Genomic DNA, 17,572 nt, shown 5'->3' with positions numbered 1-17,572 from the left:
CGAACCAGCGCAAGGTGAACAGCGTGCGCTCGATGGCCGATTTCGCGTAGCGCGGCCGCTAGGCTGTTCTGCTGCCGGTAGGCTGAGAGTTTCTTCAAAATGGGCGGCGGCGTCACCACCCGGTTCCTGAGCGCATCGACACCTTCTGAATATCATCCCAATGCGCCCGCATCAGCCCCGCGTCGAGACGGTGGCCGAACAGCAGTGCCAGACCGCCATAGCGGGCTTAGGTTCGAACGCAAGGAACCAGGGTCCGATCTGCTTGACACGTGCTCATGGCAAAGCACGACGGTCGAGGCGCTGGCCAAATTGCCGACGCCTTTCCGGCAGGGCGGCACGGTGACGGCCGGCAATGCTTCCGGCGACAATGATGGGGCGGCGGCGCTGATCGTTGCCTCGGAAACGGCCGTCAGGAAATACGGCCTGACGCCGATCGCCCGTATCCTTGGCGGTGCCGCTGCTGGTGTCGAGCCGCGCATCATGGGCATCGGCCCGGCGCCGGCGACGCAGAAGCTCTGCGCGCGGCTTGGCCTGACGCCGCAACAATTCGACATCGTCGAACTCAACGAAGCCTTTGCCTCGCAAGGCATCGCCGTGCTGCGCCAACTCGGCGTCGCCGAGGATGCCGGGCACGTCAATCCGAATGGCGGCGCCATTGCGCTCGGCCATCCCCTGGGCATGTCGGGCGCCCGCATCTCGGGGACGGCCGCACTTGAGCTTCGCGAACGCGGCCGCCGTTATGCACTGGCCACCATGTGCATCGGCGTTCGCCAGGGCATCGCTGTGGCAATTGAGCTGGCCTGAGGACCTTCGAGCGCTCTCAATCTAATGAGCCGGCTGTTTTCGCGATGGTATTCACCATTCAGGTATCGCATCGTGCGAAACCTCCGACTTCGCCTCGATGAGCGGCTTGCCCATCTCAACATTGAGATCGCTGCGAGGTCGTCGGCGTGGTCGACATCAGCTGACGCCAACGCCAGAGAATGTCGCTGCGCTCTCTGGCGGTTAGCGCCGCCCATCGAGACTGCGCGACATGGGCTTTGCCGATCGCGGCGCGTGTCTCCTCGATGCCCATGTCGGCAAGCTTCGCTAGCAATTCGCCAGTCGAGGGATTAAAAATCTCGAATGTCTGATCGCTCGCCGGCGAGCTAGGCCAAAGGCGGGCGCAGCGGCAATATTCAGCCATTAGCAAAAGGTAACAAGCCCGCCGAAGCCGCGGGAAAGGAGCCATGGCTATTGATCTGGATCCTTCGGGATGAACCAGATCCATGCGACTCGATCCGTGTGGTACTTCCGGGATCGGTATTCGAGATCACGAAATCCGGCAGTCTGAGGTCACAAGGGAAAGTTGGAACGCTAGGTCCTGTGCTTGACAGTCGGCAGGTGGCGACCAACATAGCCGATCTCAATAGTTTGGTCGGCGGCAAGCTTCAAAAGATGAATGCGGTAAAGGCTGTCTACGTAGATGTGCTCCTCATAGGTTGTGCTTTGACCTTGCGCATTACGAAACCTCCGCTGAAGTGCGTATTGTGCCATAGTCGGATCGGACTCCGGCTTTATGCGGGGACGATGGTCAGGGAACAAGCTCGTGTCTTTCCAAATCGCTGCACGACGATCGAGATCGGCGAACCGGCGGAACAATAGCGGTATCAAACCCCCGTCGAAGCGGGCGAGTTGGCCTTCGACCTCGATGCCGAATTTGAGATTTGGGAACAACCTGCCCCTGCTTTCCCATAGATCCCGTGCTGTGAGCGCTCTCATCATGTCTTGGGTGCGACGGTCACGGATCGCGATAGCGTGCGCCGAATTGCTCAAATGATCGAGATGGTAGTCCTTGTCCCCTGACTTGAAGGCAAGGTGGTCAACGTTCCAATGGCCCTGGCGGGAGAGGCCCACCAGCAGGTCACCGGTGACTGCGCATAGCATTGCGTCTGGCGCTGCCTCGACGGCGCGCCCAAAACAGGCTTCATGATCTTGAGCTGCATGCTGAGGCTCAAGCCGCAAGACCGCCTCGATTTCTGCTTCCTCAAGATCCGAATCCGCCGGCGCCATTCTTTGCAAGGCATCAAAATACTCGGCAGCCTCGTGCTCGCCAATCGCATAGAGGCTATGGGCGACATCGCCCATCGACAAGGCTGCGTGGGGCTGATCGACTAATAGGATGAGCCATGGGTCATTGTAGGAGCGGAATGCTGGCAGAGCTTCCGCTTCGTCATCGAGGGCCGCCAGCGCCTTAGCTAATTCCAAGAACTCGACCTGCGCAGCCTGAAGGCTGTCGAAGCGGGCAGAGACCGACGCTCGGTTAAGGACGTAGTCGGCCATGATCACTTCGCCGGCTTAACCAGCCGGGCGGTATTTCTTCGATGCTGATCGAAAAAGTGCGCTGGCCACGCACTCAATTTGCCGGAGCGGTCTATGCTTGGAGTCTCGACCGACGATTTTGAGCCCGATCGAGTAAAATAGTGGAAGATCGCGTCCTCGGGGTCGATGATGCCTTCGCGCACGGCGATCCTGACGCCATCCATTAGATGGTCCGAATGGGTCTCGACGAGAACCTGAACGCCGGCCGCAGCCGCGCGGGCGCATAACTCACCGATCCTGGTCTGGCCGCGGGGATGCAGATGCGCCTCCGGGTTTTCGATGAGCACCAAGCCGCCGGGAGGGGTTGCCAGAAGCGCGACCAAAACGGGTAAGATATAGCTCAGTCCAAAGCCGACATTGGTTGCCCGAAAGCTCCGGCTGCGCAGCGATCCTTCGCTGCCAAACGTATAGCCGCCCACAATAAGATCAGCCTGGGCGAGCGGTGTGAGATCGAGTCGGACGCCGGGGCTGACCTCGCTCAACCAAGCCTCGACCAGATCTCTGAGGCGGGCGCCGTGCCCCTCGATGCGCCTCGGATCGCTGCCGCTCAGCGTTGCGCTGTCCTGATGCTCAAACAAGGCCTGCAGCACGTACTCACCTCGCGTGCCCAGCTCCAGCCGACGTCTTCCGGACATCGGCAGCGATTTTCGCGGTCCGTTTCGCTCCGCATGAAGATATTGGAACGCGAGGTGATCGGCGCCAGGTAGTTCTCCTGTTAGCAGAGCGCTTGTCGTTGGGTAAGCCAGCATCCTTTGGATGGCGAGCTTGTTTTCCGGCGCATCGACAGCGATCGCGATCGATCTATCTTCGGTAATGTCAAACGCGAGGCGGATCGATTCTGACCGGTCGTCGCAGATGAACGAGAACTCGATCCTGTCCTCGGAGGCATCTTCGAAGAGCACCTCGCCGGCAGAGCCAAGATCGACAAGCTCGCCGGAGAAGTTGAGAAGCCCTCGCTGCAATTCGCCACTTTTATAGGACTGCCTTATGGCCAAAAGCGCCTGCATGACGCTGCTTTTGCCGGCACCGTTAAGGCCGGTCAACAAGGTTATCCTGCCAAGCGGCAGTTCGGCGTCAGCGATGCTCTTGAAGTTCTTGATATGCAGGTTTTTCACGTCAGGTCTGCCAACACCGTGAGTAAAAGAGAGGCGATTTCATTAAAGCGCTTCGCAACGCGCTTGGGAACGCCGGTGGAATAGGAAATCGAAATAACGAATTCCGGATCGCTTCGGATGAGATCATTGAACGATCTGACAACAGTTTCGCGGCGCTCACCGAGATCAGAAAGAGCTCCATCGCTCAAGGTGGCCAGCGAAACTCCCCATGCCTCGAAAAGCGGCTTGCTCACAGGATTGCGATCGGATTTTAGATTGCCGTTCTCGTCGAATCGAGGCTTGCGGAAGGCCAAGCGGTCAAAGATGTGGCGCGCGGCGCTCATCGCCCGAACGAATTCGCTGGCCAGCGCCTCCCGTTCGAGGTCGGTCATGGCATTGATGCGCCGCATGGCATCGTTCAAGAACGTGTCCAGGTCATTAACCCTGTACTCCGCCGGCGGTGTCATCCGGAATGCGAGGAAGCGCAGGACCATCTCCTGCGCGTCCATCCGGTCATCTCGCACAGTGCCGTCTGTCGCTGAAATGAACGATGGATGCTCGGCAAGCTCGCGAAGATAGGAACGCACGGGCCCTTTGTTCAGCGCATTGCGTATTTCTTGCCCGGTGAGGGGAACGCCGCCAGTGTTGATGCGCTTGAATATGTTGATCATGACCTCTTCGGGCGTGCCCGGCTGGATCACGTTGATGACGAGTTCCGTTTCCTCTATTCGGCGTTGCATCGCCCGATCGAGCTCGTTGAACGCCTTGCCGTCCAGCACCCTAAGGTATTCCAGACCCGACAGGTGAAACTCGCCGGACATAAAATCAAAGATGGTTGTCAGTCGCTGAAGTCCGTCAACGACAGCCCAGTCGTCCTTTTCATTGGCCGCTACATAAAAGACGGGCAAGGGGATGCGCAGCAAAAGCGATTCGATCAATTGGCTCTTGCGGTGAATATGCCAAACGCGAGCCCGACGTTGGAATTCCGGCGCAAGATCGATCTCGCTATGCTGAATGCGCCTCACGATGAGATCGATGTTTTTCTTTTCGGTGGTGACGCGAATCTTACTTGGATCAAACGGCCGATCGATTACTAGAGACTGGTCGAGCGGTTCGGCCTCGACGCCGATGATGTTTTCGGCCACTTCTGTCTCAAGCGTAGCTTCATCCTCAGTCTCGTTCATTGCTATCCTTGATTACGGCCGGCTGGTCGGTTGCCGCTGCGAGCACGCTATACCACAGTTCGCAGCACTGTCGCCGATGGGTCAAGAGTATTCGCGGACGTAGGGGACCTGGTTCGTCAGAGTGAGGTTCTGCCCCGCTCACCCCCCGCCCGATTCGTATGCACTGCGGCAGTCGCAGTGGAACATCCGGAGGCGCAAGGTTAATTGCCGAGGTGACCCAATCGTCAGCCTGCAATCATGTTCACTTTTTGTGCTTCGAAAGTTGTCTAATTGCGATGGGGTCGTCAACCGTCTTTAGGCGTTTCGACGGCACTGCCGGTGCATGGTTGTCTACGCGGTCGACAGCAGCCGCCGCACGATGGGGCTTCGCGGGAGGAGCCTTCCAATGTCGCATACGCACGCCACTCAATCAGCGTGCAACTTTCGAGGCGGAATGACTCTGCCCACGTCCCGGCAGGGACGTCTGAAGCGCTCGGATGTTGAACGCTATTCACAAAAATCTCATGCTGCGACTCCTCCGAGTTGCCGATCGAAGTATGCACTGGTCTTGAGCATTGCGAGCATCGTCACGGCTAATTTGCGCGCAACGGCTACAGCAGCACGTTTGAAGCCAACCCTTTCCTTGAGTTTGAGCCCCCATGTCCGCAGGCAACTGGCAGCCGAACTGCGGGTCAGCATGACCGTCGCAGCTTCGTAAAGAAGGGTGCGCAAACGAGGATCGCCCCGCCGCGAGATGTGACCATCATAATCAATCTCGCCCGATTGGTAGCGGCGGGTTGTCAGGCCGAGCCAGGCACCGACGGAGCGAGATGTCTTGAAGTTGCTCGGATCTTCGATGGCCGCCGCAAAGGACGTTGCAACAGTCACACCGACGCCGGGGATCGACATGAGAATTTTACAGGTCTCGCTTTGGCGCGCATCCACAATGAGTTGACGGGCGAGATCGGCAGCGCGCATGCGAAGGCTGCACCATGCTTTCAGCAGTGGCAGGATAACAGGAGCCAGTTGCTCTTGGTCCGCAAGGAGGCGTTGGACATGCCTCTCGAACATGTTCCCCTTGCCCGCCGGCACGATTATGCCGAAGGTTTTCATGAGCCCGCGGATCTGGTTGGACAGCTCAGTGGTCATGCGAACCAGCCGGGCGCGGGCCCCGACCAGCGTGCGGGTCAGCATGCTGTCGAATCCCTTGACGCGTACTTCACGGTAAAAGCCCACCTCCGCCAGATGCGCCAAACCATCCGCGTCGTTGGCATCGGTTTTATTGGGCGCCATATCGAGCGCAGCCTTGGCATGACGTGCATCGATGCAGATTGCCGGCAATCCCTCAGCGCGAAGCGCATGATAGAACCATACCGACAGGGGGCCGGTTTCGAACACGACGCGTTTCACGTCCGGCGCGCGCTTGTGAACAAGCTCGGCAATGAGCTTCGGATCAGAAGCACATTTGCCCCGCCAGACGCGGGCGCCGGCGCGTCGAATTGAGATTGCCGTCTCTTTCATCGAGACATCAAGGCCGATAAAATCATCCATGGCTGCTCTCTCCGATAGTTGCCTGGGCCCGTGGGAATCGTGAGCCCGTACGTCCATCTTATCGGGGGAGCAGCCGCCTCCCATTTGGGATTGGTTTCATGGGGCTTCGCTCCCGCAATTACCCCATGTCGCATAATTGGCAGTCTGGAATTTCAGAGAATTTCCAGAAACCGCCATCTCTTCACGGTTGCGGTGAACCTGCCGGCATCGCCAAAATTTGCGAACGAATTCATTCGATCGGAATAGCGGTATGAGCCGTTTCGGCGTCAAGGCTATGCATTGATCGAGGCGTTCCAACGTAGCCTTTTTGGCATTGAAGCTGATGACCTGCGTGCGCATCTGCCGAGCCTCCGTCAATCGTATTTCTCTGATCCAGCCCAGGCCCGCGTATATTCAATGACCCACCATCCATGCAGCGTGGAGTAGCGTCCGAACTAACACCGAGAGATTCGGCCCTAAGCCTCGTTTCAGAACAATCTTAGTTGATACGGTAACGGCCGTTTCAGAGCCTTTAATTAAATAAGCAGTGCCAAACCCCAAAGAAGCAACATGACGCCTCGCAGCAAGCGTATTCTAGGCAAATCAATAGTGGTCACGACAATCGCAATCGTCGCGACCTTTGCTCTGTCGTTCACGGCGAGAATCGCCTTGCGCATGCCCATCGATTGGCTGAGTTGGGTTGAATGCACCCTCATCCCCATCCTGATTGGAATGCCGGTCGGGGCCTACATCTTCGCCCAGTCGGAAACGATCCAGGACACATGTGACAAGCTGGAGAAATCGTATACGGCCCTGAGAGAGACCCACGACAGGCTGGCGTTCGTCACCAGCCACGACCCGATGACGGGGCTTCTTAGCCGCGGCGGGTTCATGGCAAGGATGGACAGGAAGCGTGATGAGGGTGAATACGACACGCTTCTCCTTGTCGATCCGGACCACTTCTCCATGTTCAACGACAGGCACGGACATTCCAAAGGTGACGAGGCCTTGGTGAGAATCGCTAAAGCACTTGTCTATCTGACGCGCCCTGGCGATTCAGTTGGTCGCCTTGGTGGCGAAGAGTTCGGGGTCCTGCTGCGAGGGATGCGCAAAGAGCAGGCAATGACCATCGCGGAGAACATCCGCCGTCTTGTTGAAGGGATACCATGGATCAAAGGGCAACAGGACGATGTAAAGGTGACGGTCAGCATCGGGGGTGCGGAAATCCCTCCCGATGCAGATACGCAGGATATTCTTCGCACAGCAGGACGATGCCTTTCTGAAGCGAAACAGCGCGGCCGGAACCGCGTTTCCTTCGACTTTGAAGTAGCCAAACTGCGTGCCGTGACACCATAGCCGGCCCTGCTTGGCCTTCCAGTTTACGTCGCTGGAAGAGGTGGTCGGGGCAAACCACGAGCATTTGGTGACGGCCGGGCCCCCAGGGGGCGTGCGGATGTGGTGGTCAGCCGCCCCATGCCTCCCAGTAATACCCGTGATGACGCTGATGCAGTTGCCAAGCTGCCTTCTGGGCGATAAACGCCAGCGCGGAACAGGAAACTGGCGGCGACTACCCGCAAGCTACCGTGACCTCTTCGAAAATGATGCTCACGAGGAAGCAACATGAGGCGTCAAACGCGACCATTCATCCTGGAACTCAAGCGCAAGCGTGGCATTCAAAAGAAGCCCCGGTCCATTTGGGGAGATATTGATATTTCAGCGGCCGTCGCCGAGACAAACCGAGAATCGAAGGCGACAGAGTTGCGCAATTGTCAGACGATTGACTCCGACATAATCTGCGCCGATCCTGAATATCTGTTCAAATCGCACGCGGAGATTCCTATGCCGGACTTAAATGGCGCTGAAGCTGTAGCATCCCCCTCTGAAATCACTGCGAAAGCAGCGAAGCCAAAGGCCAAGAGAAGAGTTGCGCAATCGCTCAAGCCGAAGCCCGGCAAAACATCGCCTGCTCATAACAATGGTGCCGTAGCTCAGACTCCGACATCGGACTCGGGGGCAGCAATTGGAAGTGGCCGGAAAATCTACTCGGCAAAAGAGCGAGCCGAGAAGCTCTCCGAGATGCAGAAGTCAATGAACGGTGGCGCCACTCTGAAGCTGGCCGCAAAGCAGGCGGGCATATCGGAGCAGACCTATTATCATTGGAAGCGCGCCTCGGCACCTGCAGCCGGAAGCGACGATCTGAAAGATCTTCTCGCCCTCGAGGACGAAAACAAGCGGCTAAAGAGCCTTCTCGCGCAGCGCCTCCGGAAGGAGAACTCGGAACTGAAGATGAGGCTCGGCTTGGTGTAAAATCGTTCTTGAGTCGCGGGCCGGCGCGCTGGTGACTGCCAGTGCGACATGTCTCACCAGGCGTAGGTCTAGCAAGGATTTGCCGCAGGCAGCAGACGGAGGCGGGCAAACCAATTTTGTCCTTCGCCGTCTGGATGATGATAGGTTGAGCGATCGAAATCGGCTGGCGGCTGCCCAGCGTGACCTCCATCGGCAAGGCTGCGACCGTGCCACGACGCGCATCGCGATCCGGCGTGTTAGCCCGAGACGATGCAGCTTTGAGTTCGGGCTTGACCGGCATCTACACCTGGCAGACCAGCATCAAATGCCCGGCTCCCGTTCGCTCGGGCTACCGGCGAGGCGACTTCGTGCTGTATGACGCTCCTGCTCCTTCGACCTTAGCGTGTCAGGAAATCAGCCTTGTTCCGGCATTGCGCAAACAAACATTAGTCGAACTCTCGAAAAACGAAATGTTCATAGGTCTTTTCGACAATCGATCATTGACGGGCGATGAATTTATGATTGCTATCTTCGGGAGGCGCAAAGACGATAACTGTTCGTGAGGCCGGCGGGCGTCGCTTTGCGCGGACAAGATGTGTCAAGCACCCTAACTCGTTCGATAGCAAGAGCGATTCCCTTGACCTTGATCTAACCAGCTTGGAAACGGCACAGAAGCTGCTTGAGCAAGATGGCATCGTCAATGTTGGCACACGCGAAAAGTTGACGAACACGATGAGACCACGCTTCGATGAGCTTTGGGCAAGGCCGCCGGCTGAAGCTGGTTGAGAATACAAGTCGTTCCAGCAGCAAAAAGTTGTCTACAAGCCTCTGTTGCCCTTGAGAGGAATGACAACCAGTCCTTAGAGTGGGCTGTCGGAAGCTCGGAGGCATTTCATGTACCGTTTTGTTTCGATAACTGCCCGGTCGCTTGCCGCAATCCTCTTGGCTACCCTCTCTCTCGCTGATGCGAGCGCGGACGATTGGACCGTCTCCGGCGTCATGCTCGCCCCGTCCGGGACCATCATTCCCGATGGAGCCATCGCGGTGTCAGGGCAGAAGATCACTTCGGCGGGCGAAAGCTCCACCGTTCCGTCCTCAGCGACAGCGATCAAGGTGCCAGGCATAATCCTTCCTGGCTTCATCGACCTGCACAACCATCTGACTTGGAATATCCTGCCCCGCTGGTTGCCGGGCAGGACGTTCGCCAACAGGTACGAATGGCAGGACAGCGCCGAATATGACCGCTTTCTCACCACTCCGCACAACCTGGCTCTCAATGCAGCCGCGTGCGAGTCGGAGATCTATGCGGAGGTCAAGGCGCTGGCGGGAGGTGCGACGTCGGTCGTCGGAAGTCTGCTGCCTGGAAGCCATCCGGAAAATGCAAAATGCGTAAAGGGGCTTGCCCGCAACCTGGACGTGGCGTCGGGTCTGCCGTTCACGCCTCCGGCGGCCGACGATCCGTGCAACAAGGGCGCGGGATCGGCCATTCCGCTGGATGTCGTGGACTACGAGGTGTTTCCGTTGGAGATGCCACATGCTCGGCTCGACTACCTTCTCTGCGAACTAGGCACCGGAAACCTGCGGAGCCTGATCGTACACCTTTCCGAGGGAAGCGCTGGCGATTCCGGTGCTCATCGTGAGTTCACGATGTTCAGCAAGAGCTCAACGATGCCGCCCGGTCTGATCTTCGTGCACGGGACGGCATTGCGGCCCGAAGACTTCGCGAAGATGACCGGCGTCGGATTGGTATGGTCACCCCGGAGTAACGACGAACTCTACGGTTCCACGACGAACATCGCCGCCGCGCAGCAGGCGAAGATCGCGGTGTCGATCGCTCCGGACTGGAGCCCGTCCGGGAGCGCGGGCGTCTTGCAGGAGATCGCCTACGCTGCACGGCACCACTTCATCGCCGCCGATCAACTGATCGATATGGCCACGGGTTCTCCCGCCAAGATGGCCAGGCTGGATGCCCAAATCGGTACGCTCGCGGCGGGCAAATTCGCAGACATCATCGTCGTTGATGCCAAGATCGACACGACATCGAAAAGGCCGCTGGATCCGGTGGTCAAAGCGTCCCCGGCCGATATCGAGCTCGTCGTTGTCGGAGGTCAGGCGCTGTACGGCGATCCTGCGCTCCTGGCGAAATTCCTTCCGCAGGGCACGAAGCTCGACACTCTCACCGTATGCGGAGTGCAAAAGGCTGTTTACCTCGGCCAAAGCGGAGCCGCCGACCTCGGAAAAAATCTGTCCGACATTCAAGCCACCTTGAACGATGCGCTGGCAAAAGCCGGATCAAAGATACCCGACATCGAATGCTATTGAAGATCGGGTAGTTTGCTCCAAGAGTGAGGTTGGAATGGTCAGCGGACGGCGGCGCATTCCGACGGTTGAGGTATGGCCCGGCCGACGGCGTCTTTCTTGAAGAAGCCGATTTGATTTTCGAGAAGTCGGGCCGTTCAGCAGGATTGCAGGCTGCCGCACTCCAACCAGTATTCAGCCGTTGGGCGAACTTGGCGAACGAACGAGGCAGGGACTTGGAATCATTATCGGTCAACTGCGCATATTGCTCGCATCGGCTGATAAGTGGGCGCGTTCACGAGGCGATTGAAATGCTTCCACGCAGGGATCAGGGGGAATAGTTGGATTCTGGAATTCGCCTCGAACATTTCGGCCTTCTGGAACAATATGGTGGTGCGCCGTGGACGCGAACAGCCGATCAAGTCGCTGCTCGCGACCGCCTGCGTGAGCCTTATAAAGCGACGAAGGCATGGGCGGAGGCACTCCAAGTCAAGCTCTTCCCCGACGGCCGGACGGACGGCCGAATGGCCGTGATTAATCAGGGGCAACACTTCTCACGCTACACTTGGTGGCGCATCTACCCCCGAAAATCCTCGCCTCATGAACTCGCCTACACCGTCGGAATTGATTGCTCCGGCGAGTTCATCGTCAAGCTAGATACTTACCAAGCCGCAGCCCCGGTTCACGCCGCTTATGTTGCAGAGAGCGGTCCTACGATTGCAGCTTCGCCTTTCGCAGCGGTTATGTCTGCCGAGGAAGGCGTTAACTTGTCCTTCGAGGCGCTGATCGATTGGTCCATTGCAGCGATCGCCGACTTCTATCCAGGCTACGAGGAGCTGGCAAACCGTATCGGGCTCGCCCAGACGAGGTTGCGGCTTGTGATCGACCCTCATGTAACCCGACGCCAACTCGACCGCTGGCGCGCGGCAGTACTCGAGGGGTCAATCGCTCGTAAGGGTATTAGATGGGTGCCGGATAGCCCGTTTGTCGTTCGTGTAGTCAAGGCGCCCGATGGCCGAATCCGGACGGAACTCGGTCATGATCCGTCAGGAAAGAACTGGACCGTCGAGATCAACGAAGCTCGACAGACTGGAAATCCGAATTCGCTTTCTGCGGTGGCCGTTGATGCACAGGGCCGTTCTTATCTTCTGAGGCAAGGCCTACTTCGGAAGAACGGCGAGACCGAGAAGGGAGTCTCACCTTCCGCGTTCGCATCAAGGACGGGCCTGACGCCGGTCAATGTTGAAGTATCGCCAACTGGAATCGAGCGGGCCTGGTTCTTGGTGGCTGCGCTAGAAGAGAAATCAGATCTTATTCGAAAAATGACAGGGCGGTTCGTACGAGCCTGCGCGCTGGCAAGGTCTACGAGATCTCCGGCACCGACAGCCGAAGATGTCGGTTACCGGCTCGGAGCCGACGAGAAGGGCGGAACCTATGTGATCGGATCGACCGGCCCCCAGGATGAAAAGATCGTCTCCCGCAAGCAGGGATTTGTATGGCTCGCCTTGCAGGAACGGCTGCTAGAACGGGATATCAAGATCGAAAAGCCAGGTCATTCGCTTGGTTACGAGGTCGATGCAACCGTCAAGCGGCCGGGAAAACGCCCGTTGCTGATAGAGATCAAAACGGGAGCGACTGCTGCCGACATTCACACAGGTGCCGGGCAGTTGCATCTCTATCCGGCGTTGATACCAGCGATCGCAGGGCATGAGAGGATCCTTCTCCTACCTGGACGCCCCCATGAAGATGTTGTCGCCGCCCTCGCCAAGTTAGACATCGTGGTCTTCACCTACGATCCAGGCATTGAACCTGATGGGAGCGGCATTCGCTTCACCAGCGACTTTTTGGAGCTTTGCGGCCTCGACTAACATGGCAATAGAAGGGCGGGTTATCTGCACACACGGTTGCGCTCGAGGAACGTAATCCTTCGAGGCGATGCCGAGCACCCAGACCTGCGCGATCAGGAAGCCAGCGACGCCGACCACGGCGGCCGCCATGGAACTGCAGAGCGGTTTCGTGATTGCCTTTTGGGTGCCAACCGCCAGCTGGGAGTCGGTCGTGTACCTTTCATAGGTGCTAGGTCTCCGTGCCTGCCGCTTTGCAATTTTTTCCTTACCCGGACGCCGATCTCAGGCTCTCTGAATTGAAAGGCGCAATGAGGCTTGGCGCGCCCGAATTGCATTCCGTACTCTGACATCCAGCCGGTCCCGTAACATCTATGTCCGAGACCCGACACACCGACGCGCTGGCATTTCACCCCGCGGGTCACGAATTATCCGTTCCTCTCCCACCACCTCTGCGATGGCACGACGGTTGCTTGGCACACTCTAGCCGAGGTGTTCGCCTCGATGAATAAGATGCAGGCCAAGGAATATGACGGCGGGAAAACATCCAGGGACGGAAATAGCTGATGCGGGTTGCTTCGCATGAAAACACAGGGTTGTCCGGGGTTCGAACACCGCGAGCAGGTCTGCAGTGCGAAGGCGATAACGGACTGCTCCTCGCCCTAGAACGGTTCATGCCACCTGATCCCCAAGGTCGGGACGTGCGGCTCTGGGCTCAGGACACTGCTTCGCTGAAGGCCAAAGCCGGCCCTTTCGAACAGGACAAGCTCCCACGCCAACCATCCGGAATCAAGGAACCGCCATGTACATTGCCATGAACCGCTTCAAGGTCCAGAACGGCTCGGAGGCCGACTTCGAGGCCATCTGGAAGAACCGCGATTTCAGCCTCATCGAGATGAAGGGGTTTCGAGAACTCCATTTGCTGCGCGGCCCAGTCAACGAGACCGAAGGTTACACGCTGTTTGCCTCGCACGCCCTGTGGGCAACCCACGACAATTTCGTCGCCTGGACCAGATCGGAGAATTTCCTCGCTGCCCACAGGAACCTCGACGAGACGAAGGTCCACTACCTCGGTCACCCTCAGTTCGAGGGCTTCTCCGTCCTCGAGGGCGCCTAAGTACCGACTTGGTCTGTGCAGCGGCCATCAGGCTGGCCTTGCCGCCCCCGGCCGCCGATCGCGCCATGCCCTTGGCTACCTGCCTCGGCATTTGCCGCCTCGGCCGCGTAGATATGGGCTGATGCTCAAGCGCACCCCGATCCATGTCGGTGACCAGCCGGCCGCGACCAGGCGCGCATTGGTCTTCTTCCATGTGGCTGCACCAAGTCGCTCGACCGGTCCCCTCAATCGCAAGCCAAAGCATAGTGCTGGCCGACGTCGTGCCGGTGACCGCGGCGAAGGAACGGCCTTTTGTCATTCGACTTCGATAGGCCAGAGTGCGATCGGCTGGTAGCGAGCATAAACATATCCGGCCAAAAGCAAGCTGAGCTACGAGCACCCAGTCTCACAGTGCACGCTGCTGGGGACCGACCTTCCGCAGAAGCTGAGACGCCGTTCGGCAGCGCGAGCACCTAGACCGTCCATCTTTCAAGGCAGCTGCCATGTCCTTGGCCGAAGCTTGAGAGCGTTCGTGCGCCAAATCGGTCCTGCGTGCTCAGATGCCGCCCATGCACAGGTATTTGATTTCGAGGTAGTCCTCGAGCCCGTGACGGGAGCCTTCCCGGCCGATGCCGGACTGCTTTATCCCACCGAAGGGGGCCGCTTCCGAAGACATTCGGCCGGTGTTGATGCCGACCATTCCATATTCGAGCGCCTCCGCCACGCGCCAGACTCGCTTGAGATTGGACGCATAAAAGTAGGCGGCAAGCCCGTAAATCGTATCGTTGGCCTCATGAACGACCTGTTCCGCATCTTCGAAGCGGATGATCGGAGCCAACGGCCCGAATGTCTCCTCTTGCGCGATGGCCATTGCGCTGGAGATGTCAGTGAGCACCGTCGGCTGAAAAAACGTGCCCGCTTTGCCGATGCGCTCGCCCCCGCATTCAACCGTGCCCCCTTTTTGGACGGCATCCGCGATATGGGATTCGATCTTGGCTAAGGCATGCCTGTCGATCAGCGGTCCGATAGCCACCCCCGGATCGAAGCCGTCACCAACCGAAAGGTGGCGGACTTTTTCCACGAATTTCACGACAAACGCATCATGGATGCTCGCCTGCACATAAAGCCGGTTCGCTGAAACACAGGTCTGACCAGCATTGCGGAACTTCGCCTGGATCGCACCATCCACCGCGGCATCAAGGTCGGCATCGTCGAAGACAATGAAAGGCGCGTTGCCACCGAGCTCGAGGCTGACTTTCTTGATCTGGTCCGAACACTGGCGCATGAGCAGCCGCCCGACCTCGGTCGAGCCGGTAAAGCTAATCTTCCGGACCTTGGCATTGGAGCACAGCTCACGGCCAATCATATCGCCTTCGGAAGCGAATATCAGGTTGAGGACGCCTTCCGGAAAGCCAGCTTCGCGGGCGAGGGCAAACATTGCACCGGCAACCAGGGGGGTCTGCTCAGCGGGCTTGAGCACGATTGTGCAGCCCGCGGCTAGGGCCGGCGAGATCTTGCGTGCCACCATGGAGGCCGGAAAATTCCATGGCGTGATCGTGCCAACAACGCCGATCGGCTGCTTGATCACAAGCATGCGGCGGTCCGTGGATGGCGCGGCGATCGTCTCGCCGTAGATGCGATTGGCCTCCTCGGCATACCATTGCAAGTACGCGGCCGCATGCGACACCTCCGATTCTGCCTCGGCAAGCGGCTTGCCCATCTCGGCGGTGAGAATTGCCGCGAGGTCGTCTGCGTGGTCAACGATCAGCTGGTGCCAGTGCCAGAGTATGTCGCTGCGCTCCCGCGCGGTCAACGCAGCCCATGCAGGCTGCGCCTTATAGGCCTGGTCGATCGCGGCTCGCGTTTGCTCGACGCCCATGTCAGGAAGCTCGGCCAGCAATTCGCCGGTCGATGGATTAAAAACGCTAAACGAGCGGTCCGCAGCCGGCCTACCAAGCGACGGTATATCGTCGATCGCGCCGAACAGGTCGGAGGCTTTCAGGTGGCGGGTAATCGGCAGGAATAGAGGCAATATCGGCTTCCTCAAAGCGACGAAGGTGTCGATTGGCAGGTTGCCGATGTCTATGCCCACGTCGCGCTTTTCACATAGAGCCTCGGATCCACGGCGGGTAGACCCACCGTGATTCTACCGCCGGAAGAAAAGCTGACACTCCGGCAAAGAAGCAACGGCGAAACCGAGAGTCCTAAGAAAAATTGTGCCTGCGGCAGGTCACGAACGGTCTGCGGTTCGGCCCATTGGGTAAGGACAAGTTGTCATGACATGGGATGGTTTGACGATGCGCGATGCATCGGCAAACAGCACGGCTCATCTGCCGGCTCGACGTCACCGAACACCTGGCCCGTGACGACCATCGCCGCTATCCGCAGTCGTTACAAACCAGGGGGAGTGTAATCGACGGGAGGAGGTTTACGCCATCAAAGACATTTGACAGAAACGCGTCGCCCGATAGAGATATAGCGGCGCAAGCCTTCGCCATGCCAGCCGAGACGATCATGAGCAGATACAGAGACCATCGCAAACCACGCCGGGATCGAGATGGGGACGAGCCCGATTCTTTTTCTGAGCGGGCTCCCGAGCCCAGCTACTTTCAACGGCCGTCTCCCACCTCCTCCGATCATGTTGATGCCGAGGTGAAGTGGTTCGACGCGAGCAAAGGATTTGGCTTCGTCAAGCTCTCAGACGGCAGGGATGCCTATCTGCCCAGCAGAGTACTTGAGGTAGCCGGAGGCCGCAGTGTCTCTGAGGGAGCGCGTCTCAAGGTCACCGTCGAAGAGCGGCCAAAGGGTCCCCAGGTTTCCCAGGTGCTGGAGAATGGCGATCCCGTGAAAACTTCGCCAGATCTCAGTGGTTCTAAAGGATCCGCCTCTGCAGCGGGTGAATCGATCGAGAGCGCTGGCACGGTCAAGTGGTACAATCCCGAAAAGGGCTTCGGCTTCATTGCTCCTGAAGAAGGCGGGCAGGATGTGTTCGTTCATGCCACGGCGTTGGTCCGCTCTGGCCTCGGTGGGCTGGTGGAGGGGCAAAAGGTGCTTGTCGAATGCGGGCAGGGCAAGAAGGGGCTGGAAGTGCAGAGCATTCGCATCGCTTAGAGCCAGCGCGCGTGCAATCGCGCGAAACTCATCGCTCACGCAAAAGGCCCGCTGCCGGGAGGAAATAGCAGCGGGCCGATATCGAAAACAGCGCGGAGGAGGTGCGCTGCATTTCAAAGCCGGCATCGCATCTGGGAGGAGTAAGATGGCCGACGGCGGAACGTTACCCATCGAGCAATCTAGTGCAATGCACAAAAAATTGTTTGCAGCAGCGAGGGCCTAAGCGCCGCCTCGAACGAGCTGCCATAACTATGACCGTTAGCTCCGATCGACAAAAGGAAAAGGGCGGCATCGCTGCCGCCCTTCCGGGATAGTCACATTTGCGCTGTCAGAAACCCATCCCGCCCATTCCGCCCATGCCGCCGCCAGGCATACCAGCCGGCATGCCGCCGCCAGCCGAGTCCTTCTTAGGAGCTTCGGCGATCATGGCTTCGGTGGTGACGAGCAGGCCGGCGACCGAGGCCGCGTCCTGGAGGGCCGCGCGCACGACCTTGACCGGATCGACGATACCCATGACGATCATGTCGCCATATTCGCCGGTCTGGGCGTTGTAGCCGAAGGTCGCNCNNNNGTTNTCGAGGATCTTGCCGGCGACGATCGATGCTTCCGCACCGGCGTTGGCCGCGATCTGGCGGGCCGGAGCCTGCAGCGCACGACGAACGATGTTGATGCCGGCGGCCTGGTCGGCGTTGACGCCTGTCACCTTGATGTTGGCCGAAGCGCGCAGCAGGGCAACGCCACCGCCGGCAACGATGCCTTCTTCCACGGCCGCGCGGGTCGCGTTGAGGG

At 58.7% G+C, this 17,572-nt stretch carries 13 protein-coding genes and 2 pseudogenes; 8 read left to right on the top strand and 7 right to left on the bottom strand.

Going from position 1 to position 17,572, the window contains the following annotated elements:
• Positions 1 to 279: 279 nt before the first annotated feature.
• Positions 280 to 804, top strand: a pseudogene (locus M653_RS01000000133420) (3-oxoadipyl-CoA thiolase); the annotation flags it as partial.
• 59 nt (positions 805 to 863) lie between these two features.
• On the opposite strand, the pseudogene M653_RS1000000137820 reads toward M653_RS01000000133420, so the two are convergent.
• The 5 genes and pseudogenes from M653_RS1000000137820 to M653_RS0125070 all read right to left on the bottom strand — a co-directional run.
• Positions 864 to 1,147, bottom strand: a pseudogene (locus tag M653_RS1000000137820) (aldehyde dehydrogenase family protein); the annotation flags it as partial.
• Between the two features lie 209 nt (positions 1,148 to 1,356).
• On the bottom strand, positions 1,357 to 2,322 hold the full coding sequence (locus M653_RS0125085) for a hypothetical protein (protein ID WP_032936024.1): 966 nt from the start codon (positions 2,320 to 2,322) through the stop codon (positions 1,357 to 1,359).
• Positions 2,323 to 2,324: 2 nt separating this feature from the next.
• The gene (locus tag M653_RS0125080) at positions 2,325 to 3,476 is read right to left on the bottom strand and encodes a DUF3696 domain-containing protein (RefSeq protein WP_027145805.1); all 1,152 of its coding nucleotides are present in this window, start codon (positions 3,474 to 3,476) and stop codon (positions 2,325 to 2,327) included.
• The gene (locus tag M653_RS0125075) at positions 3,473 to 4,639 is read right to left on the bottom strand and encodes a DUF262 domain-containing protein (RefSeq protein ID WP_027145804.1); all 1,167 of its coding nucleotides are present in this window, start codon (positions 4,637 to 4,639) and stop codon (positions 3,473 to 3,475) included. Before M653_RS0125075 ends, M653_RS0125080 begins: the two co-directional genes overlap by 4 nt.
• 501 nt (positions 4,640 to 5,140) lie before the next feature.
• Positions 5,141 to 6,169, bottom strand: a complete 1,029-nt coding sequence (locus M653_RS0125070) for an IS110 family transposase (protein WP_027145803.1) — start codon at positions 6,167 to 6,169, stop codon at positions 5,141 to 5,143.
• A 549-nt stretch (positions 6,170 to 6,718) separates the two neighbouring features.
• Between M653_RS0125070 and M653_RS01000000133415 the strand changes: the two genes are divergently transcribed.
• The 6 genes from M653_RS01000000133415 to M653_RS0125030 all read left to right on the top strand — a co-directional run bounded on the left by M653_RS01000000133415 (position 6,719) and on the right by M653_RS0125030 (position 13,693).
• Positions 6,719 to 7,504: a GGDEF domain-containing protein gene (locus M653_RS01000000133415; RefSeq protein WP_084636839.1), complete on the top strand. Its 786-nt coding sequence runs from the start codon at positions 6,719 to 6,721 to the stop codon at positions 7,502 to 7,504.
• Positions 7,505 to 7,768: 264 nt separating this feature from the next.
• Entirely contained in the window at positions 7,769 to 8,455 is a 687-nt protein-coding gene (locus tag M653_RS1000000136920) for a transposase (RefSeq protein ID WP_156938261.1), read from the top strand.
• Between the two features lie 269 nt (positions 8,456 to 8,724).
• Positions 8,725 to 8,997 (top strand): hypothetical protein, encoded by a 273-nt coding sequence (locus tag M653_RS1000000136915; protein WP_156938260.1) that lies wholly within the window; start codon positions 8,725 to 8,727, stop codon positions 8,995 to 8,997.
• A 331-nt stretch (positions 8,998 to 9,328) separates the two neighbouring features.
• Positions 9,329 to 10,756 carry an amidohydrolase family protein gene (locus tag M653_RS0125045; RefSeq protein ID WP_032936020.1) on the top strand — a complete coding sequence of 476 codons (1,428 nt, stop codon included), beginning with the start codon at positions 9,329 to 9,331 and terminating at the stop codon, positions 10,754 to 10,756.
• A gap of 317 nt (positions 10,757 to 11,073) precedes the next feature.
• Positions 11,074 to 12,600: a hypothetical protein gene (locus M653_RS0125040; RefSeq protein WP_027145800.1), complete on the top strand. Its 1,527-nt coding sequence runs from the start codon at positions 11,074 to 11,076 to the stop codon at positions 12,598 to 12,600.
• A 778-nt stretch (positions 12,601 to 13,378) separates the two neighbouring features.
• The gene (locus M653_RS0125030) at positions 13,379 to 13,693 is read left to right on the top strand and encodes an antibiotic biosynthesis monooxygenase (RefSeq protein ID WP_027145799.1); all 315 of its coding nucleotides are present in this window, start codon (positions 13,379 to 13,381) and stop codon (positions 13,691 to 13,693) included.
• A 535-nt stretch (positions 13,694 to 14,228) separates the two neighbouring features.
• On the opposite strand, the gene M653_RS0125025 is transcribed toward M653_RS0125030, so the two are convergent.
• Positions 14,229 to 15,704, bottom strand: a complete 1,476-nt coding sequence (locus M653_RS0125025) for an NAD-dependent succinate-semialdehyde dehydrogenase (RefSeq protein WP_027145798.1) — start codon at positions 15,702 to 15,704, stop codon at positions 14,229 to 14,231.
• Between the two features lie 482 nt (positions 15,705 to 16,186).
• Between M653_RS0125025 and M653_RS1000000138135 the strand changes: the two genes are divergently transcribed.
• Positions 16,187 to 16,783 (top strand): cold-shock protein, encoded by a 597-nt coding sequence (locus tag M653_RS1000000138135; RefSeq protein ID WP_084636841.1) that lies wholly within the window; start codon positions 16,187 to 16,189, stop codon positions 16,781 to 16,783.
• Positions 16,784 to 17,111: 328 nt separating this feature from the next.
• On the opposite strand, the gene M653_RS01000000133405 is transcribed toward M653_RS1000000138135, so the two are convergent.
• A partial coding sequence (locus M653_RS01000000133405) for a TCP-1/cpn60 chaperonin family protein (RefSeq protein WP_032936018.1) occupies positions 17,112 to 17,572 on the bottom strand: 461 nt, incomplete at its 5' end.

It is taken from the genome of Mesorhizobium sp. WSM3626 (genome assembly GCF_000513935.1).
GTDB lineage: Bacteria > Pseudomonadota > Alphaproteobacteria > Rhizobiales > Rhizobiaceae > Mesorhizobium > Mesorhizobium salmacidum.
Note: the sequence above shows the minus strand (reverse complement) of the source record. Positions and strands in the feature narration are given on the sequence as shown.